The organism is Enterobacter sp. UCD-UG_FMILLET (assembly GCF_000762975.1).
Lineage (GTDB): Bacteria > Pseudomonadota > Gammaproteobacteria > Enterobacterales > Enterobacteriaceae > Enterobacter > Enterobacter dykesii.
In genome coordinates this window covers 52,299-70,568 of the sequence record NZ_JRJC01000017.1, presented here as the reverse complement: position 1 = coordinate 70,568, position 18,270 = coordinate 52,299, and the positions used below count along the sequence as shown (strand labels likewise).

Sequence of the window (18,270 nt, the reverse complement as noted above, 5' to 3'; positions counted from 1 at the left end):
GCGCGATAATTACGCACTGAAATGATACCTTTACGGGATGATTGAAAAACGAACACTCTCTAAACGAGCCCGCAAAATAATCTTGTGAAATATAGGGTTATGGCTATTCATGTAAAGAAACGCAAAAGGCCGCGAGGATCGCTCCCCGCGGCGTTGTTTTACGCAATTAACAGCTGATGGTTCGCCAGCAGCGTCGCCAGATCCGTCTGCACGCCGTTCAGCGTCACCAGGGTGGTTGGCGAGAATTGACCGCCTGTACCGTCCAGGTCAACCTGGATCTCGGTATTGCTGCCGTTCTGCACCACGCGGATGTAATCGCTGATATTGCCCGCGCTGCTGTCCAGCGTGGCCACGCCGTTCACGTAGCTCGCCGAGCCCGTGCCGGTATAGCCGCTGTCGGAGAGCAGATCGCGCAGGTCAATACGATCCGTGTCCGCGGTCCCTTCCCAGGTACCGACCGTGAAGCCGTTCACCACGTCGTGACCGTTACCGCCCGTCGCATCCGAGGCGTTAATCAGCTTGTAGAGCAACGTATCGTGACCGCCGCTGCCGATGTTGAAGGTGTCGTTTCCGCCGCGCCCTTCGAACTGGTTATCACCGCTGTTGCCGGTAATAACGTCGTCGTAATCCGAGCCGTTGATGCCTTCAATGTTCAACAGTCGCGTGGTACCGAACCCGGTGTTCTGCGCGGTTGAGAGGCGCAAGTCAACGTTAACGCCGGAGGTCGCGTTGCGGTAATCCACCACGTCCATCCCACCGGTGTTGCTCCAGGTGTCGTAGTCGGAGTGGGTATTCCAGCCGCCGGAACCGTTGTAGGTATAGGTGCCATCCTCTGCGATGAAGGTGTCGTTATACCCGGTCCCGGTGATGGTCCCGCTGTGGCCACCGGTGGCAGCTTCGGCCGTCAGGACATAGCCCTCTTTGCCGTTGCCCGCCTCCAGGCCGGTCCAGGTGACGTTATCCGACACGCCGTTGGCGATCTTCAGGATCTCCGCCGAGTAAGTCTCATTCGGGTCCAGCCCGTAGAAGCTCACCAGCGCAGAGGTATCGTTCGACCCGATACCGGACTGGGCGTTGATGATCTGCGAGGCCACCAGCACGCCCGCGGCGTTGTACAGATTGACCGTGTTGCCGTAGTAGGCGTTGATGCCCTCGCTGTCGACAATGTGCAGGTGCATCGCGGTGCCATCAGCAATGGTTTTGCTGTTTTGCACCAGCACCACCTTGCCGTTCTGCTGAGAGACCAGCAGATCCTGCGCGCCGTCCCAGTTGTAGTCCACTGCCGCCACGCCGGTGACGTTCGCCAGGCCTGACGCCAGCTGGCTTGAGGTCCAGGTGGAACCGTAACCGTTGTTGGTGAACAGGGTCGCCGTCTGCGAGCCGCCGTAGGTGCTAAGCTTGATGATGTCCATCTGCCCGTCACCGTTCCAGTCCACCGCCACCGACAGATAGCCCGCCGTGGCGTTGGAGGCTTCCACCGCGCTCTTGGTGGCAGAGAGCTTCCCGGTACCGTCGTTGTAGTAGATCACCCCGCCGTTGTTGTTGTAGCTGCTGCCCAGGTACAGATCCATGTAGCCATCGCCGTTGAAGTCCGCCCACGTCATGGATGCCGCCGTGGTGGTATTCGAGGCGTTGACCACAAACACGTTGGTCAGGTTCTGGCCGATGGAGAGCGTGCCGTTACCGTTGTTGTTGATCACGGTTAACGAGTACGCGCCGCTGCGGTTGGTGTGCTGGACAATATCCACCGTGCCGTCGTTGTTCAGGTCGACGCCGGAGATTTCGCGCCCGGAATCGAACTGACCGTAGAACCCGCCTTCCCCGCCGGTGCCGTCCGGCGACAGAACGCCGTTGTTGTTCACCAGGTAGGTCAGTGAGTCCATACCGGCATCGCCGTACGCCAGATCCAGATAGCCATCCCCGGTTTTGTCGTACGCGATCACGCCGCCGTACCAGATGGTGGTGCCCATCGCCAGCTGGCTGGCGTTATAGGTGCTGCCATCATAGGTCCACATCACCTGCGTGGAGCCGGCGTAGGTGTTCTCGGTCGCGAAGATGTCCTGCGTGCCGTTACGATCAAAGTCGGCGGCGGTCTGGCTCACCACGTAGTAGCCACGGGTGTTGGTCAGCGTATTTCCGGCATAGCTCGAATTATCGCTGCTGGAGTAGGACTGGCCGTTAGCAATGATATTCCACAGACCGCTGCTGTTCATGCCGAGGGTCATGGTCGAGTTGTTGCTGTTCCCCGCCGTGGTCGCCCAGTCGGTATTCACCGAAGTGGTATCAATCACCAGGCTGCCGGTCGCCGTACCGGTGGTATTGCCGTTACCCGCGCTGCTCTTCACCTGCGCCGTCACGCTGTAGCTCGACACGCTCAGTGCATCGCCGTTCGGGATCTGCAGATACCAGGTGTTGTGATCCGGGTCGACCACCACCGCACCGCCCGTCTGGGAGGTGTAGGTTTTGCCGTTCACCGTCACCACCAGATATTCACCGTTTACCAGGTCAGCGGAGACGGTACCGCTGACGATCGGCGTAGTGTCCGACGTGGTCTGCGCGGTAATCGCCGCCGTGGTGGTCGGAATGCTGGTATCGACGTTCAGCACAAAGCCGTCCGATTCCGTGTAGTTACCCGCTTTGTCGGTGACGCGCACGATATAGGTGTGATTGCCGTCGCTCAGGCCGTTGTCCTGGAAGGACCAGCTCGCGCTGCCGTTCATGGTCACCTGGCCGAGCAGAACGCCATCACGGTAGAGCTGCACAATTTCACCGTCGTCCGGGGCGCGGTTCAGCGTCCCGTTGATCAGCGGCGAGTTATCGTCGGTTGCCACCGCGCTGCCAAAGGTGCCCTGACGCTCGCCTTCGCCGTCGGTATAGCTCACTACCGTGCCTACCGTCGCTGGCGGCGTGGTGTCCACGGTCACCACCTGAGAGGCGGTGGAGCCCACGTTGCCCGCCTGGTCGATAATCCGTACCTGGTAGGTATAGTCCCCGTCAGCCAGATCGCGGGTATCGGTGTAGCTCCAGCGCTGGTTGGTGACCGTGGTATCGAGCCAGGTATTCCCGCCGTCGAGGCTGATCTGCACGCGCTCGTCGTTTGCCAGCGCGCTGCCCAGCGAACCGTTGATGGTCAGCGTAGTGTCCATGGTAATGAAATCACTGCCGGACTGGCCGGTATCTTCGCTGATGCTGTCGATGGTGACGCCGTACTGCGGCGCCTGGGTATCCACCGTCACCGCCTGCGAGGTGGTGGCTCCGACGTTCCCCGCCTGGTCAACGACCCGCACCTGGTAGTTATGGCTACCGTCGGTCAGGGTACGGGTGTCGCTGTAGCTCCACTGCGTCCCGCTGACGGTGGCGTACACCCAGGTGCTGCCGCCGTCCATGCTCACCTGCACGAATTCACCCGCGCCGAGCTCTGCGCCAAGCGTTCCGTGCAGCGTGTACGAGGTCGAACTGGTCAGGAAGTCGTTATTGTCGAAGCCGGTATCCACGGTGATGTTATCCACGGTCACCGTAATCGCCGCATCCGGGGCGACCGTATCGACGGTCACCTGCTGATGGGCGCTGGCCCCCACGTTGCCGGCGGCATCCACCACGCGAACGTAGTAGTCATAGGTCTGGTTACCCAGCGTGCGGCTATCGACGTAGTACCAGCTGTTGCCGGTGACGATGACGTTTTGCCAGGTCACGCCGCCGTCGATGCTGATCTGGGCATATTCGCCGTCGGCCAGCGTCGCGCCGAGCGAGCCGTGCAGCGTCAGGGACGTATCGTTGGTGATAAAGTCGCTGCTGCTCAGACCGGTATCGTCGCTGATGCTGTCGATAGCGATCGTTTTGCTGGCGTCCGGCGCAACGGTATCAATGGTCACCACCTGGCTGGCGGTGGCGCTGATATTGCCCGCGTCGTCAATCACGCGCAGCTGGTAGTTGTAATCCCCGTCGGCCAGCGTGCGGCCATCGACATAGGTCCAGCTCAGGCCGCTGACGCTGACGTCGGTCCAGGTGACGCCGCCGTCAAGGCTGATCTGCGCGTGGTCGCCGCTGCCCAGCGCCGCGCCGAGCGTCCCTTTCAGGCTGATCTGGCTGTCGCTGGTGATAAAGTCGCTGCCGGACAGGCCCGTATCCTGGGTGATGGAATCGACCGTAATAGTGCTTGCCGCAGGCTTAGTCAGGTCAATCACCACGTCCTGGCTGTCCGTTGCCCCCACGTTCCCGGCGTTATCGATAACGCGCACCTGGTACTGATACGTACCGTCCGTCAGGGTGCGGCCATCGGTGTAGCGCCAGGTGGTGCCGGTCACGGTCAGGTCAATCCAGGTGGTGCCGCCGTCGAGGCTGATCTGCGCCTTCTCGTTGTTGCCGAGCTGCGCGGTCAGCGAGCCGTTGACCACGACCTGGCTGTCGTTGGTGATGAAATCACTCGCGCTCAGGCCGGTATCGTTTTGCAGCGAATCAATCGTAATGCCCATCGACGGCGCGGTGAGATCCACGGTCACGGTGTGGTTATCGCTGCCGCTGTTGCCGATGGTGTTGCTGACCTGCGCGTTGATGACGTAAGAACCGCCGTCCGCCAGCGCGGTCACGTCTGCGCTGCCCACCGTATAGCTCCAGCTGCCGTCATTCTGGACGGTCGCCGTGTAGGTTTTACCGTTAAGCGTAATGGTCACCGTCTGGCCCGCCGGGGCGTCGGTGGTACCGCTGATGACGAGCGGCGTACCGTGCTCGGCGGCGTTGACGATATCGTCCTGCGCAAAGGTGTTAATGGTGATGGTTGGCACATCGCCGTTCAGCGTTACGTCGTGCGTCGCGCTGCCCGGGTTGCCCGCCTTATCGCTTACCGAAGCGGTGATGGTGTACTCCCCGTCGCTCAGGCCGAGGAAATCACGGCCCGGCACGAAGACCGACCACGAACCGTCTGCCGCGACGGTCGCCTGATAGCTGTGCCCGTTGAAGGAGACGGTCACCGTCTGGCCCTGTTCCGCCGTGGTGGTGCCGCTGATGGTCTGGCCCGCCAGCTGCTCCGCGTTGTTGACGATGTCGTCATCGGCGACGGTGCTGATGGTCACGGTTGGCGCGACGGTATCCACCGTTAAGGTGTGCGTGGTCTGGCCGCTGTTACCGGCTTTGTCGTTGACCGAGGCGGTGACCGTCAGCGCGCCCTGGCTCAGGGCGGCCAGATCTGCCGCCGGAACATCCAGCGTCCACGTCCCGTCGTTCGCGACGGTGGCGGTGTAGGATTTGCCGCCCAGCGTCACGGTGACGGTCTGACCCGCCTCCGCGCTGGAAGAGCCGTGCACGGTCAGCGGCTGCTGCGCTTCAAGCGCGTTCAGCATATCGTCAGCCGACAGCGTCGCGATGCTCACCACCGGCGCAGTGGTATCCACGCTGATGCCGTGCGTCGCCGACGCGCTGTTGCCCGCGCTGTCCTGCGCCGACACGGACACCTGATAGCTCGCGCCATCGGCCAGGGCGCCCACGTCGGCGGCCGGTACGGTGGTCGTCCAGCTGCCGTCGCTCTGGATGGTGGCCGTATAGCTCTTGCCGTTCAGCGTCACGGTGACCTGGGTCCCGCTGGCGAACTGGGCGCTGGAGCCGTTAATCACCAGCGAGTTGCCCGCCTCAGCCGCGTTGATGACGTCATCGCCGCTGAGGGTATTGATGGTCAGCGCCACGGAGGCGGTGTTGACCACCACGTCGTGAGTCTGGGTGCTGCTGTTGCCCGCGCTGTCGGTAATCGTCGCACTGAGGGTCACGGTGCCGTCGGTCAGCGCGGAAATCACGCTTGCCGGCACGCCCACGCTCCAGTTACCGCTGGCGTCCACGGTGGTGGTGTACTGGTTCGAACCGATGGTGATGACCAGCTTATCGCCGACGGCCGCGCCGGTTGCCGTGCCGCTGACGATCTGCGCCTGCCCGTGCTCCACGCTGTTGATGACGTCATCGCCCGCGACAGCGTTAAAGCTGACGGTCGGCGGCGTAGTATCAAGCGTAATCGCTTTGCCCGCGCTGCCCGGGTTACCCGCGGCGTCGCTCACGCTGACCTGCACGGTGTAGCCGTTATCCGCCAGAGCGGACAGGTCGGTACCCGGCACGTTCACGCTCCAGATTCCACCCTGCTGCACCTGCGCGGTATAGCTCTTACCGCCCAGCGTCACGGTGACCGTCTGACCGACTTCCGCCGTGGTGGTGCCGGAAATAGCCACGCCCGCAGACGCTTCGCTGGCGTTAATCACGTTATCGCCTGCGACCGTATCGATGGTCACGGCTGGCGCGGTCGCATCCACGCTGTACTCCCGGCCCGCAGAGGCGCTGTTGCCGTGCGCGTTGGTGACGCTCACCTGCACGCTGGCATCGCCGTCCTTCAGGCCCGCGAGATCCGCAGACGGCACGGTGGCCGTCCAGTTACCGTCAGCGTCCACTTTCGCGGTGTACGTCTTGCCGCCGAAGGTGATGGTAACGGTTTGGTTTTCCTCCACGTTCGAGGTGCTGCCGGACAGGACCAGATCCGCGCCTTTCTCCGCCGCGTTAATCACGTCGTCGGTGGCAATCGCATTGATGCTGACGGCAACGGCAGACAGATCGACGGTGACATCGTGGCTGATGGTCACCGGGTTGCCCGCCGCGCTCTGGCCCGCAACGGTCACGGTGACCGTGCCCGCGTTTAGCGCGCTGACGTCTGCCGCCGGGATCGCCGCGCTCCAGGTGCCGTCTGCCAGCACGGAGGCCGCATAGGTTTTGCCATTCACGGTCACGGTGAGCGTCGTGCCTACCGCCAGCCCGTCGCTGGAGCCGGTGACGATCAGATTCTGCCCGTGCTCGATGCTGTTGATCACATCGTCGCCCGCCACGGTATCGACGCGCAGGCCCGGCAGGCTGGCGTCGATAGTGATTTCGCGCTCGCCCGCGCCGGTGTTGCCGTGGCCGTTGGTGACGGTCGCCGACACGGTCAAATCGCCGTTGCCCAGCGCGGTCAGGACGGATTCCGGCACGTTAACGGACCAGGTCAAATCGTTCTGTACCGTCGCGGTGTACGTATTGCCGCCAATGGATACGGTGACGGTATTGCCCGCTTCCGCGTTCGCTACCTTGCCGCTGATGGTCTGGCCTGCGGCCACTTCCGCCGCGTTGATGACGTTATCGCCCGCCACGGTGTTGATGGTAACGGTCGGCAGCGCGGTATCGACCAACAGGGTCGCCGTATTGCTGACGCTGTTGCCCACGCCGTTGGTCGCGGCTGCGTTCAGGGAGTAGTTCGCTTCGCCCAGACCCGCGAGATCCGCTGCCGGAACCGTCAGGCTCCAGGAGCCGTCTGCCGCGGTCGTGGCCGAATAGTTTTTGCCGTTGAGGGTCACGGTCACCATGGTGCCTTCCGCCAGGTTGGCGCTGGTGCCGCTCACGCTCAGATCCTGACCTTTTTCTACCGCGTTCAGCACGTTATCGCCGCTGATGGCGTTGAACGCCACGGACGGCAGACCGGTATCGACGGTCACGTTATGCGTGCCGGTGCCGGTATTGCCCGCCGCGTCGGTGACGGACGCCGTGACGGTCACGGTGCCGTCGCTGAGGCCGGAAATCACGCTTGCCGGTACGCCGACGCTCCAGTTGCCCGCCGCGTCCAGCACGGTGGTGTAGGTCTGGCCGTCGATGGTCACGGTGACCTTATCGCCCGCTGCCGCGCCGGTGGCGGTGCCGCTGATGATGTGCGCCTGGCCATGCTCAACAAGGTTAATCACGTCGTCGCCCGCCACGGTGTTGATGGTCACCGCCGGAACGGTGACGTCCACTGTCAGGTTGTGATCAACGGACGCCGGGTTACCCGCCTTGTCGCTGACGCTTGCGGTGACGGTCACGCTGCCGTCCGTCAGGGCCGCAACATCGGCCGCCGGGACGTTCAGCGTCCAGCTGCCGTCCGCGCCTGCGGTTGTGGTGTAGTCTTTGCCGTTCAGCGTCACGGTCACCGTCTGGCCCGCTTCGGCGGTGGTGGTGCCGGACACGGTCAGGTCGCTCTTCGCTTCGGCGGCATTCAGGATATCGTCGGTCGCCAGGGTGTTGATGGTCACGGACGGCGCGGTCGCATCCACGCTGTACTCGCGGCCCGCCGCGGCGCTGTTGCCGTTCACGTTGTTGACGCTCACCTGCACGCTGGCATCGCCATCCTTCAGACCCGCCAGATCCGCAGACGGCACGGTGCAGGTCCAGTTACCGCTGTCGTCTACTGTCGCGGTATAGATTTTGCCGTTCAGGCTGATGGTCACGGTCTGCCCGGCTTCCACGTTGGTGGTCGCACCGGACAGCACCAGATCCGCGCCCTTCTCCGCCGCGTTAATTACGTCGTCGGTGGCGATGGCGTTGATGCTGATGGCAACGGTCGCCAGATCCACCGTCACGTCGTGGCTGATGGTAATCGGGTTGCCCGCTGAGCTGTCGCCGGTCACGCTGATTTTGACGGTGCCTTCCGGCCACGCGCTCACGTCGGTAGACGGAACAGCTGCACTCCAGGTGCCGTCCGCCAGCACCGTGGCCGCATAGTTTTTGCCGTTGACGGTGACGGTCAGCGCTGTGCCTGGCGCCAGCCCGTCGCTGGATCCGCTGACGATCAGGTTCTGCGCGTGCTCGATGCTGTTGACCACGTTGTCGCCCGCCACGGTATCGACGCGCAGACCCGGCAGGTTAGCGTCGATCGCGATCTCGCGCTCGCCGGTGCCGGTGTTGCCGTGGCCGTTGGTGACGGTCGCCGTCACGCTCAGGCTGCCGTTGCCGAGCGCCGTCAGCACGTCAGACGGCACGTTCACGGACCAGGACAGATCGCTCTGCACCGTCGCGGTGTAGCTGTTGCCGCCAATGGTCACGGTCACGGTATTGCCCGCTTCGGCATTCGCCACGGTGCCGCTCAGGGTCTGGCCTGCGGCCACTTCCGCCGCGTTGATGACGTTATCGCCCGCCACGGTGTTGATGGTGACGGTCGGCAGCGCGGTGTCCACCAGCAGGTTCGCGGTGTTGCTCACGCTGTTACCCACGCCGTTGGTGGCGGTCGCGTTCAGGGTGTAGTTGGCCTGACCGAGACCGGCCAGATCCGCTGCCGGAACCGTCAGGCTCCAGGTGCCGTCTGCCGCCGTGGTAGCCGTGTAGTTTTTACCGTTGAGGGTCACGGTCACCACGGTGCCTTCTGCCAGGTTGGCGCTGGTGCCGCTGACGCTCAGATCCTGACCCTTCTCTACCGCGTTCAGCACGTTGTCATCGCTGATGGCGTTGAAGGCCACCGACGGCAGGCCGGTATCGACGGTCACGTCATGGCTGCCGGTACCGGTGTTGCCCGCCGCGTCGGTAACCGACGCCGTGACGGTCACGGTGCCGTCGCTGAGGCCGGAAATCACGCTTGCCGGTACGCCCACGCTCCAGTTACCCGCCGCGTCCAGCACGGTGGTGTAAGTCTGGCCGCCGATGGTGACGGTCACCTTATCGCCCGCTGCCGCGCCGGTGGCGGTGCCGCTGATAACGTGTGCCTGACTGTGTTCAGCCACGTTAATCACATCATCACCCGCGATCGTGTTGATAGTGACCGCAGGAACGGTCACATCCACCGTCAGGTTGTGGTCTACGGACGCCGGGTTACCCGCCTTGTCGCTGACCGAAGCGGTAACGGTGACGCTACCGTCGGTTAATCCTGCCAGATCGGCCGCCGGAACGTTCAGCGTCCAGCTGCCGTCCGCGCTGACGGTTGTGGTGTAGTCTTTGCCGTTCAGCGACACGGTCACCGTCTGGCCCGCTTCGGCGGTACTGGTACCGGACACGGTCAGATCGCTCTTCGCTTCGGCGGCATTAAGAATGTCGTCCGTCGCCAGGGTGTTGATGGTCACGGACGGCGCGGTCGCATCCACGCTGTACTCGCGGCCCGCCGAGGCGCTGTTGCCGTTGACGTTGGTGACGCTCACCTGCACGCTGGCGTCGCCGTCTTTCAGACCCGCCAGGTCGGCCGCTGGCACCGTGGTCGTCCATTTGCCGTCGGCGTCCACCGTGGCGGTGTAGTTCTTGCCGCCAAAGGTAATGGTAACGGTCTGGTTTTCCTCAACGTTAGAGGTCGCCCCGGAGAGCACCAGATCCGCGCCCTTCTCGGCGGCGTTAATCACGTCGTCGGCGGCAATCGCATCGATGCTGATGGCAACGGTCGCCAAATCCACCGTCACCTCATGGCTGATGGAGACCGGATTACCGGCGCTGCTCTGGCCCGCAACGGTCACGGTGACCGTGCCTGCATTCAGCGCCCCCACGTCCGCAGCCGGGATCGCCGCACTCCAGGTGCCGTCCGCCAGCACGGTCGCCGGATAGGTTTTGCCGTTTACGGTCACGGTCAGCGCCGAGCCCGCCGCCAGCCCGTCGCTGGAGCCGGTGATAATCAGGTTCTGCCCGTATTCGATGCTGTTGATCACGTCGTCGCCCGCCACGGTATCCACGCGCAGGCCCGGCAGGTTAGCGTCGATAGTGATATCACGCTCGCCCGTTCCGCTATTGCCCACGCCGTTGGTCACGCTGGCCGACACGGTCAAATCACCGTTACCCAGCGCGGTCAGCACGTCCGACGGCACGTTCACGGACCAGGTGAGATCGCTCTGCACCGTGGCGGTGTAGCTGTTGCCGCCAATGGTCACGGTCACGGTGTTGCCCGCTTCGGCATTCACCACCTTACCGCTGATGGTCTGCCCGGCAGCCAGCTCCGCCGCGTTAATCACGTCATCGCCCGCAATGGTGTTGACGATCACGCCAGGCAGAACGGATTCCACGTTCACGGTGTGCGACGTGCTGGTATTGTTGCCGACGCTGTCCGTTGCCGATGCGGTGACGGTGTAAAGCGCCTCACCCAGCTGACCGACTTCGCTCGCCGGGACGGTAGTCGTCCATTTCCCGTTATCGTCCACCAGCGCGCTGTACGCTTTGCCGTTCAGCATCACGGTCACCACCGCGCCCGCTGCCAGGCCGGAAGCCGTACCGGAGAGGGTGAGATCCTGTGTTTTCTCAGTATTGTTGATCACATCGTCACCGGAAACGGTGTCAATGGTCAGCCCCGGCGCGGTCAGGTTCACCTCCACGCCGTGCGTGGCGCTGTTGCTGTTGCCCGCTTTATCGGTCAGCGCCGCGGTAATGGTGTAATCCCCGGCGGCCAGCGCGGTGACGTCCACCGCAGGCACGCCAACGCTCCAGTTGCCGGAGGCATCCAGTGTGGCGATGTACGATTTGCCGTTGAGGGTAACGGTGACCACATCACCCGCCGCCGCGCCGGTCACGGAACCGGTGACAATCAAGGCCTGCGCATGCTCGGCGCTGTTGATCACGTCGTCGTCGGAAACGGTGTGGATGGTCAGCTGCGGAACGGTGGTATCCACCAATACGTCGCGATCCGCAGAGGCCGGGTTGCCTGCCTTATCCGATACGGCGGCGCTGATGGTGTAGTTGCCGTCGGTAATACCGCTCAGATCCGCGGACGGCACGGTCACGCTCCAGCTGCCGTTTGCCTGCACGGTGGTGGTGTAGTCCACGCCGTTCAGCGTCACGGTGACGGTCTGGCCCGCTTCGGCGTTGGTCACGCCGTTAACGACCAGATCCTGCTGCGCTTCGGCCGCATTGATGATGTTGTTGTCGCTGACAATTTCAATAGATACCGTCGGCGCGGTGGCGTCCACGCTGTACTCGCGGCCTGCCGACGCGCTGTTGCCGTTCACGTTGGTGACGCTTACCTGCACGCTGGCATCGCCGTCCTTCAGGCTGCCCAAATCGGCAGACGGTACGGTGGTCGTCCAGTTGCCGTCGGCATCCACCGTCGCGGTGTACGACTTGCCGCCGAAGGTGATGGTGACGGTCTGGTTTTCTTCTACGTTGGTGGTGGAGCCGGACAGCACCAGGTCCGCGCCTTTCTCCGCCGCGTTGATTACGTCGTCCGAGGCAATTGGGTTAATACTGATGGCAATGGCCGCCAGATCCACCTTCACGTCATGGCTGATGGAAACCGGATTGCCCGCCGCGCTCTGGCCGTCCACGGTCACGGTGACCGTGCCCGCATTCAGCGCGCTGACGTCCGCCGCCGGAATGGCTGCCGTCCAGGTCCCGTCCGCCAGCACGGTGGCCGCGTAGGTTTTGCCGTTGACGGTGACCGTTAACGCCGCACCCGTTGCCAGGCCTTCGCTGGAGCCGGTGATAATCAGATTCTGGGCGTGCTCAATGCTGTTGATGACATCGTCGCCCGCCACGGTATCGACGCGCAGGCCCGGCAGGTTGGCATCAATGGTGATGTCGCGCTCGCCGGTTCCGGTGTTGCCGTGGCCGTTGGTGACGCTGGCTGACACGGTCAGATCGCCGTTCCCGATGGCGGTCAAGACCGTAGACGGCACGTTGACCGACCAGCTCAGATCGTCCTGAACCGTCGCGGTGTACGTATTACCGCCGATTGAAATCGTGACAGTGTCACCGCTCGCCGCACCGCTTACTTTGCCGCTCAGGGTCTGCCCGGCAGCCACTTCCGCTGCGTTAATGATATCGTCCGTGGCGACAGGATTGATGGTGACCTGCGGCAGCGCGCTGTCGACCAGCACGCTGTGGCCGGTGCTCGCGCTGTTGCCCGCGGTGTCGGTTACGCTCGCCGTCACCACGTAGCTTGCTTCGCCCAGCGCGGAGACGTTTGCCGCCGGAACGGTAACGCTCCAGTTCCCGCTGGCATCGGTAGTCGCCGTATAGTTAATCCCGTTCAGGGTCACTATGATGGTGGTTCCGTCCGGCTGGTTGCTGGTGCCGGACACCAGCAGATCCAGGCCTTTCTCGGTCGCGTTGATCACGTCGTCAACCGCCAGGGTATTGATGGCAATCACCGGCGCGGTCAGGGAAACGTCAAACGCGTGCGTCTCGGTGGTGCTGTTACCGGCTTTATCGGTGAGGGTCGCGGAGATCGTCTGTTCGCCGTTAACCAGCGCGCCTACGTCCGCCGCCGGAACGCCCACGCTCCAGCTGCCGGACGCGTCCAGCATGGCGGTGTAGTCTTTGCCGTTCAGGGTCACGGTAATCACGTCACCCGCCTGCGCGCCCGTCACCTTACCAGAGACGATCAGCGCCTGGCCGTGCTCGGCAATATTCACGACGTCGTCGCCCGCGACGATGTTGAATGAAATCTGCGGTACGGTGGTGTCGACCAGCACCGAGGAGCCCGCGCTGGCCGGGTTGCCAGCCTTATCGGACACGGTCACCGTGACCGCCGCGCTGCCGTCGGCGATGCCTGCCATATCCGCCGCAGGCACGTCCAGCGTCCAGCTGCCGTCCGCCTGCACCTGAGCGGTGTACTGATTGCCGTTGAAGGTCACGGTGACCGTCTGGCCTGCTTCGGCAGTCGAGGTGCCGCTCAGGGTCAGATCCTGCGCCGCCTCAGCCGCATTAAGCATGTTATCGCCGCTGATGGTGTTAATGGTCACCGTCGGCGCGGTGGTATCGACGCTGAATTCCTGAGCCGAAGACGCCGCGTTGCCGTTCACGTTGGTGACGGTTACCTGCACGCTGGCGTCACCGTCTTTCAGGCTGCTCAAATCGGCTGCCGGAACGGTCCAGGTCCAGTCGCCGTTGGCATCCACCGTCGTGGTATAGGTTTTACCCGCGAAGGTGATGGTCACGGTCTGACCCGCTTCAACGTTGGACGTGGTGCCGGAAAGCACCAGATCCTGGCCTTTTTCCGCCGCGTTGAGCACGTTATCGTCGGTCACGCTGCTGATGGTGATGGCGACAGGCGCGAGATCGACGTCCACGACGGTGCCGATAGCCACCGGGTTGCCGGAAGCATCCTGCGCGCTTGCCTTGATATCCAGCGAACCGTCCGTCCACTGGGACACATCAGCCGCCGGTACTGCCGCCTGCCAGGTACCGTCCGCCAGCACCGTTGCAGAATAGGCTTTACCGTTAATGGTCACGGTTACGGCGCTGCCCGCCGCCAGATCGGTGCTGGTACCGGACACAATCAGGTTCTGGGCGTGTTCGATCGCGTTAATGACGTTATCGCCCGCGACAGTATCAATGCGCAGCCCCGGGAGCTGGGCGTCGATGGTGAAGTCGAGAGAAGAAGAGCCGGTATTGCCGTGGCCGTTGGTCACGCTGGCGGATACGGTGAGGTCGCCGTTGCCGAGCGCGGTGAACTGGCTCTCGCTTAACGGCAGGCTCCAGGTGAGATCGTCCTGCACGGTAGCCGTGTACGTCTGGCCGCCAAGGATTATGGTGACAGTGTCACCTGCCGCCGCGTTCGTCACTTTACCGGTCAGGGTTTGCCCTGCCGCCACTTCCGCTGCGTTGACGATATTGTCGCCCGCCAGGGTGTCGATCGTTACTACCGGCAGCGAGCTGTCCACCAGCACATCGTGTGAGGTTGAAGCGCTGTTACCTACGTTATCTGTGACGCTCGCCGTCACGGTGTAATGGGCTTCTCCCAGCGCGCTGACGGCCGAGGCCGGTACGGTCACGCTCCAGTTACCGCTGGCGTCAGCGGTGGCGGTGTACTGAATCCCGTTCAGGGTCACCGTAATGGTCGTGCCTTCCGGCTGGTTGCTGGTGCCGGAGAGCAGCAGATCTTCGCCCTTCTCGGTCGCGTTGATCACGTCGTCCGCCGCCAGCGTGTTGATACCGATGACAGGCGTCACGGTATTCACCACCACATCCAGCGAATTGCTTCCGGTGTTGCCGGAACGGTCGGTCACGGAGACGTCGATAGTCCAGGTGCCGTCGGTCAGCCCCTGTACGACGGACGCCGGCAGGCCAAGGCTCCAGTTGCCGGATGCATCCACCACGGTGGTGTAGTCGACGCTGTTAATGGTGATGGTCACCAGGTCGCCCGCCGCCGCACCGGTGACGGAGCCGCTCAGGATCTGCGCCTGTGAATGGGCGAGCTGGTTAACGGTGTTGGTGTCGGTGACAAAGTCGTTGATGGTCACCTGCGGTACGGTCGCGTCCACCAGACCCACGCGATCGGCGCTGCTGGCGTTGCCCGCCACGTCGCTGACGGTGGCCGTCACGGTCACAAAGCCGTCCGTCAGGGCACCGACATCAGCCGCCGGGACGCTCAGCTGCCAGGTACCGTCCGTCTGGACCGTGGTCTGATACGTTTTGCCGTTCAGCGTCACGGTGACCGTCTGGCCGGGTTCCGCACTGCTGCTGCCGCTTAACAGTAAATCCTGCTGCGCTTCAGCGGCATTGATGATGTTGTCGGCGGTCAGGTTATCGAGCGTAATCGCCGGCGGCTGCGTATCCACCGTGACCACGCGCGCGGCGTCCGCGCTGTTGCCGCTGACGTTAGTGACGCTGACGCTCACCTGCGCGCGCCCGTCGATCAGGGTTTCCATGGCGCTGGCAGGCACGCTCAGGCTCCAGGAGCCATCCTGCTGCACCTGCGCGGTGAAGGTCTGGTCGGCGAATTTCACCACCACGGTCTGCCCCGCCTCCACGCCCTGCGTCTGGCCGGAAAGGGTTAAATCACTGCCTTTTTCTGCCGCATTCAGCAGGTCATCGCCGGAGACGGTATCAATGGTGACCGCCACGGCGTTCAGATCGAGTTCAATCGGGTGTTCAGCCGCAACCGGATTGCCCCAGGCATCTACCGCGCTGACGCTAACCGTCATGCCGCCCGCCGTCCAGGCCTGCAGGTCCGCCGCCGGAACGCCGATCTGCCAGTTGCCGCTGGCGTTCACCGCGGTAACGTACTCCACGTTGTTGATGGTGACGATAATCTGCGTGCCTGCGGCCAGATGGGTGCTGGAGCCGGTGACGCTCAGATCCTGCTGCTGTTCGATGGCGTTGATCACGTCATCGCCGGAAATGGTGTTCACGCGCAGACCCGGCAGCTCGGCGTTGATGTTGATATCACGCTCGCCGGTGCCGGTATTGCCGTGCCCGTTGGTGACGGACGCGGTGAAGGTTAAATCCCCGTCGCCGAACGCCTGAAGATCCGCTGACGGGATTTTCACGCTCCAGGTCAGATCGCTCCCAACCGTTGCGGTGTAGCTCTTGCCGCCGGCTGTGATGGAGACGGTATCGCCCGCCGCCGCGCCGGTAACGCGACCGCTGAGGGTTTGATCGACGCCCGCTTCGGCGTTATTGACCAGGTTGTCGCCCGCAAACGTATTGATAATGACCTGCGGAAGAACGGTATCTACCAGCAGATTCGCCTCGGCAGAACCGCTGTTACCTACGCTGTCGGTCCCGCTGACGCTGACGGTATAAAGCGTGTTCGCCAGATTCAGGACGTCGGAAACCGGCACCTGGACTGCCCAGATACCGTTTTCTACGGTGGCCTGATAGCTGACGTTGTTGAGCGTCACGGTGATGGCGCTGCCGTCCGGCAGATTGCTGGTGCCGGTCAGGCTCAGCGGCTGCATCGCCTCCTGGGCATTCAGCACGTTGTCCTGGCTGATGGCGTCAATCGTAAATTCAGGCGGGTGTCCGCTCAGCGTAATGCCGTGCGTGGCGCTGCCGGTGTTGCCTGCCGCGTCAGTAACGGAAACCGAAAGCGTGTGGTTGCCTTCACCCAGCGCGCCCAGCACGGACGCCGGAACGCCCACGCTCCAGCTGCCGTCCGCCAGCACCACGCCGGTGAAGGTCTGGCCGCCAAGGGTCAGGGTGACCACATCGCCCGCCGCCGCGCCGCTCGCCTGCCCGGAGATAATCTGCGCCTGGCCCTGCTCGCTGATATTGAGGGTATCGTCGCCCGCCACGGTATGGATGGTGACGACCGGCGCGGCGGTATCCACCGTGAAATCTGCCGTTACGGACGAGCCGTTGCCCGCTTTGTCGCTAACGTTAACCGTCAGGGTGTGATTACCCTCACTCAGCGCCTGCACGTCGTTCACATCAAGCGTGACGGACCAGGTGCCGTCGCTGCCCACCGTGGCGTTATAGTTTTTACCGTTCAGCGTGACCGTGACGATCTGACCGGCTTCCGCGTTCGTTTTACCGGTCAGGGTCAGAGGCTGGTTGTGCTCAGCCGCATTAATGATGTTGTCCTGCGCGAGGGTATCGACAGAGAGGGTTGGCGCAGTGGTATCCACGCCAATCGTCTGGCTTCCGCTGATGGTGTTACCCGCCGCGTCTTTGCCGCTGACGTTGACCGTCCAGGTACCATCGCCCAGCGCCTGCGCGTCTGCCGCAGGCACGTCAACGCGCCACGCGCCGTCTGCTCCCACTTCAGCCGTGTAGGTTTTGCCGTTCAGCGTCACGGTGAGTTCGGTACCCTGCGCCAGGTTTTTGCTGGCACCCGAAAGCGTAAAGCCCGCGGATTGCTCGCTGGCGTTCAGCACGTTATCGCCCGCCGTGGTGGCCAGCGTAATGGCGGCGTCGGCGGTAGAGACCGTCACGGTGATACTGCCCGCAGAGGTGGTTTTACTGCCGTCGATCTGCACGACTGACCAGGTGTGCTCCCCGTCCGTCTGGGTCGGTAACATTACCGTCCAGGTGCCGTCTTTACCGACCATGGTGCTGGCAATGGTGCTGCCGCTGCTGTCTTTGATCTGGATGGTCGCACCCGGCTGACCGGTGCCGCTAAAGGTTGGGTTGCTGTCGTCCGTGATCTCGTTTGCACTCAGCACGCCCTGCTTGTCACCCGCTTTATCCGAGAGCAAGAAGGTCGGCGTAGCGCTTTCAACCTCTTTCGTATTATCAATAACTTTCGTTTTAGTTTCGCCGTCACCGCCGTTTGCCAGCAGCGCCCCGATGGCACCGCCACCTAATGCCGCTCCCGCAATCCAGCCCCACGGGGCGTCGCTTAAGACGCTTTCCTGCTCGAGGAAAGGCTGAATGCTGCTAATCGGTGTGGCCTGCGCGGTTAACTCGGTCACCGCAGCACCCGATGCTTCCCCGGTATCGGCAAAAGAAATATGCGTCAGTTCCTGACGATCGTTGAATACCAGCTCTGACTGATTATGCGTTTCAGGATCTTCAACAAAATAGTTATTGCAGCGAATAACGCTGCCATCTTTCATATAAATGAGGAGATCTTTACCCTGGCGGACATAGCGCACCACATCCTGAGCAGAACCCTGGATTTCAATCACGCTCGGGGATGAAATAGAGACCGACAGATTTCCTTCGCCGGTTAATTTCGTTTTCTCCGCCGTTTTGCGAATGATGACATCAACAACTTTTACGTTACTCATATTCTTCTCCTTGCAGGTGTACGGATTCCTGTGGATATGTCCACCAGACGGATGTAGCTATCCCTGGGAAAAAACACCCATTATTGTCAGACTTATTTCGCGCAGA

General features: G+C 62.8%; 1 protein-coding gene. It reads right to left on the bottom strand.

Translation table 11 applies throughout. The features are described 5' to 3' along the window. Positions 1-158: 158 nt before the first annotated feature. Positions 159-18,164, bottom strand: coding sequence for an Ig-like domain-containing protein (locus tag LA04_RS08805; RefSeq protein ID WP_047651237.1), 18,006 nt, complete (start codon positions 18,162-18,164; stop codon positions 159-161). Positions 18,165-18,270: the final 106 nt, after the last annotated feature.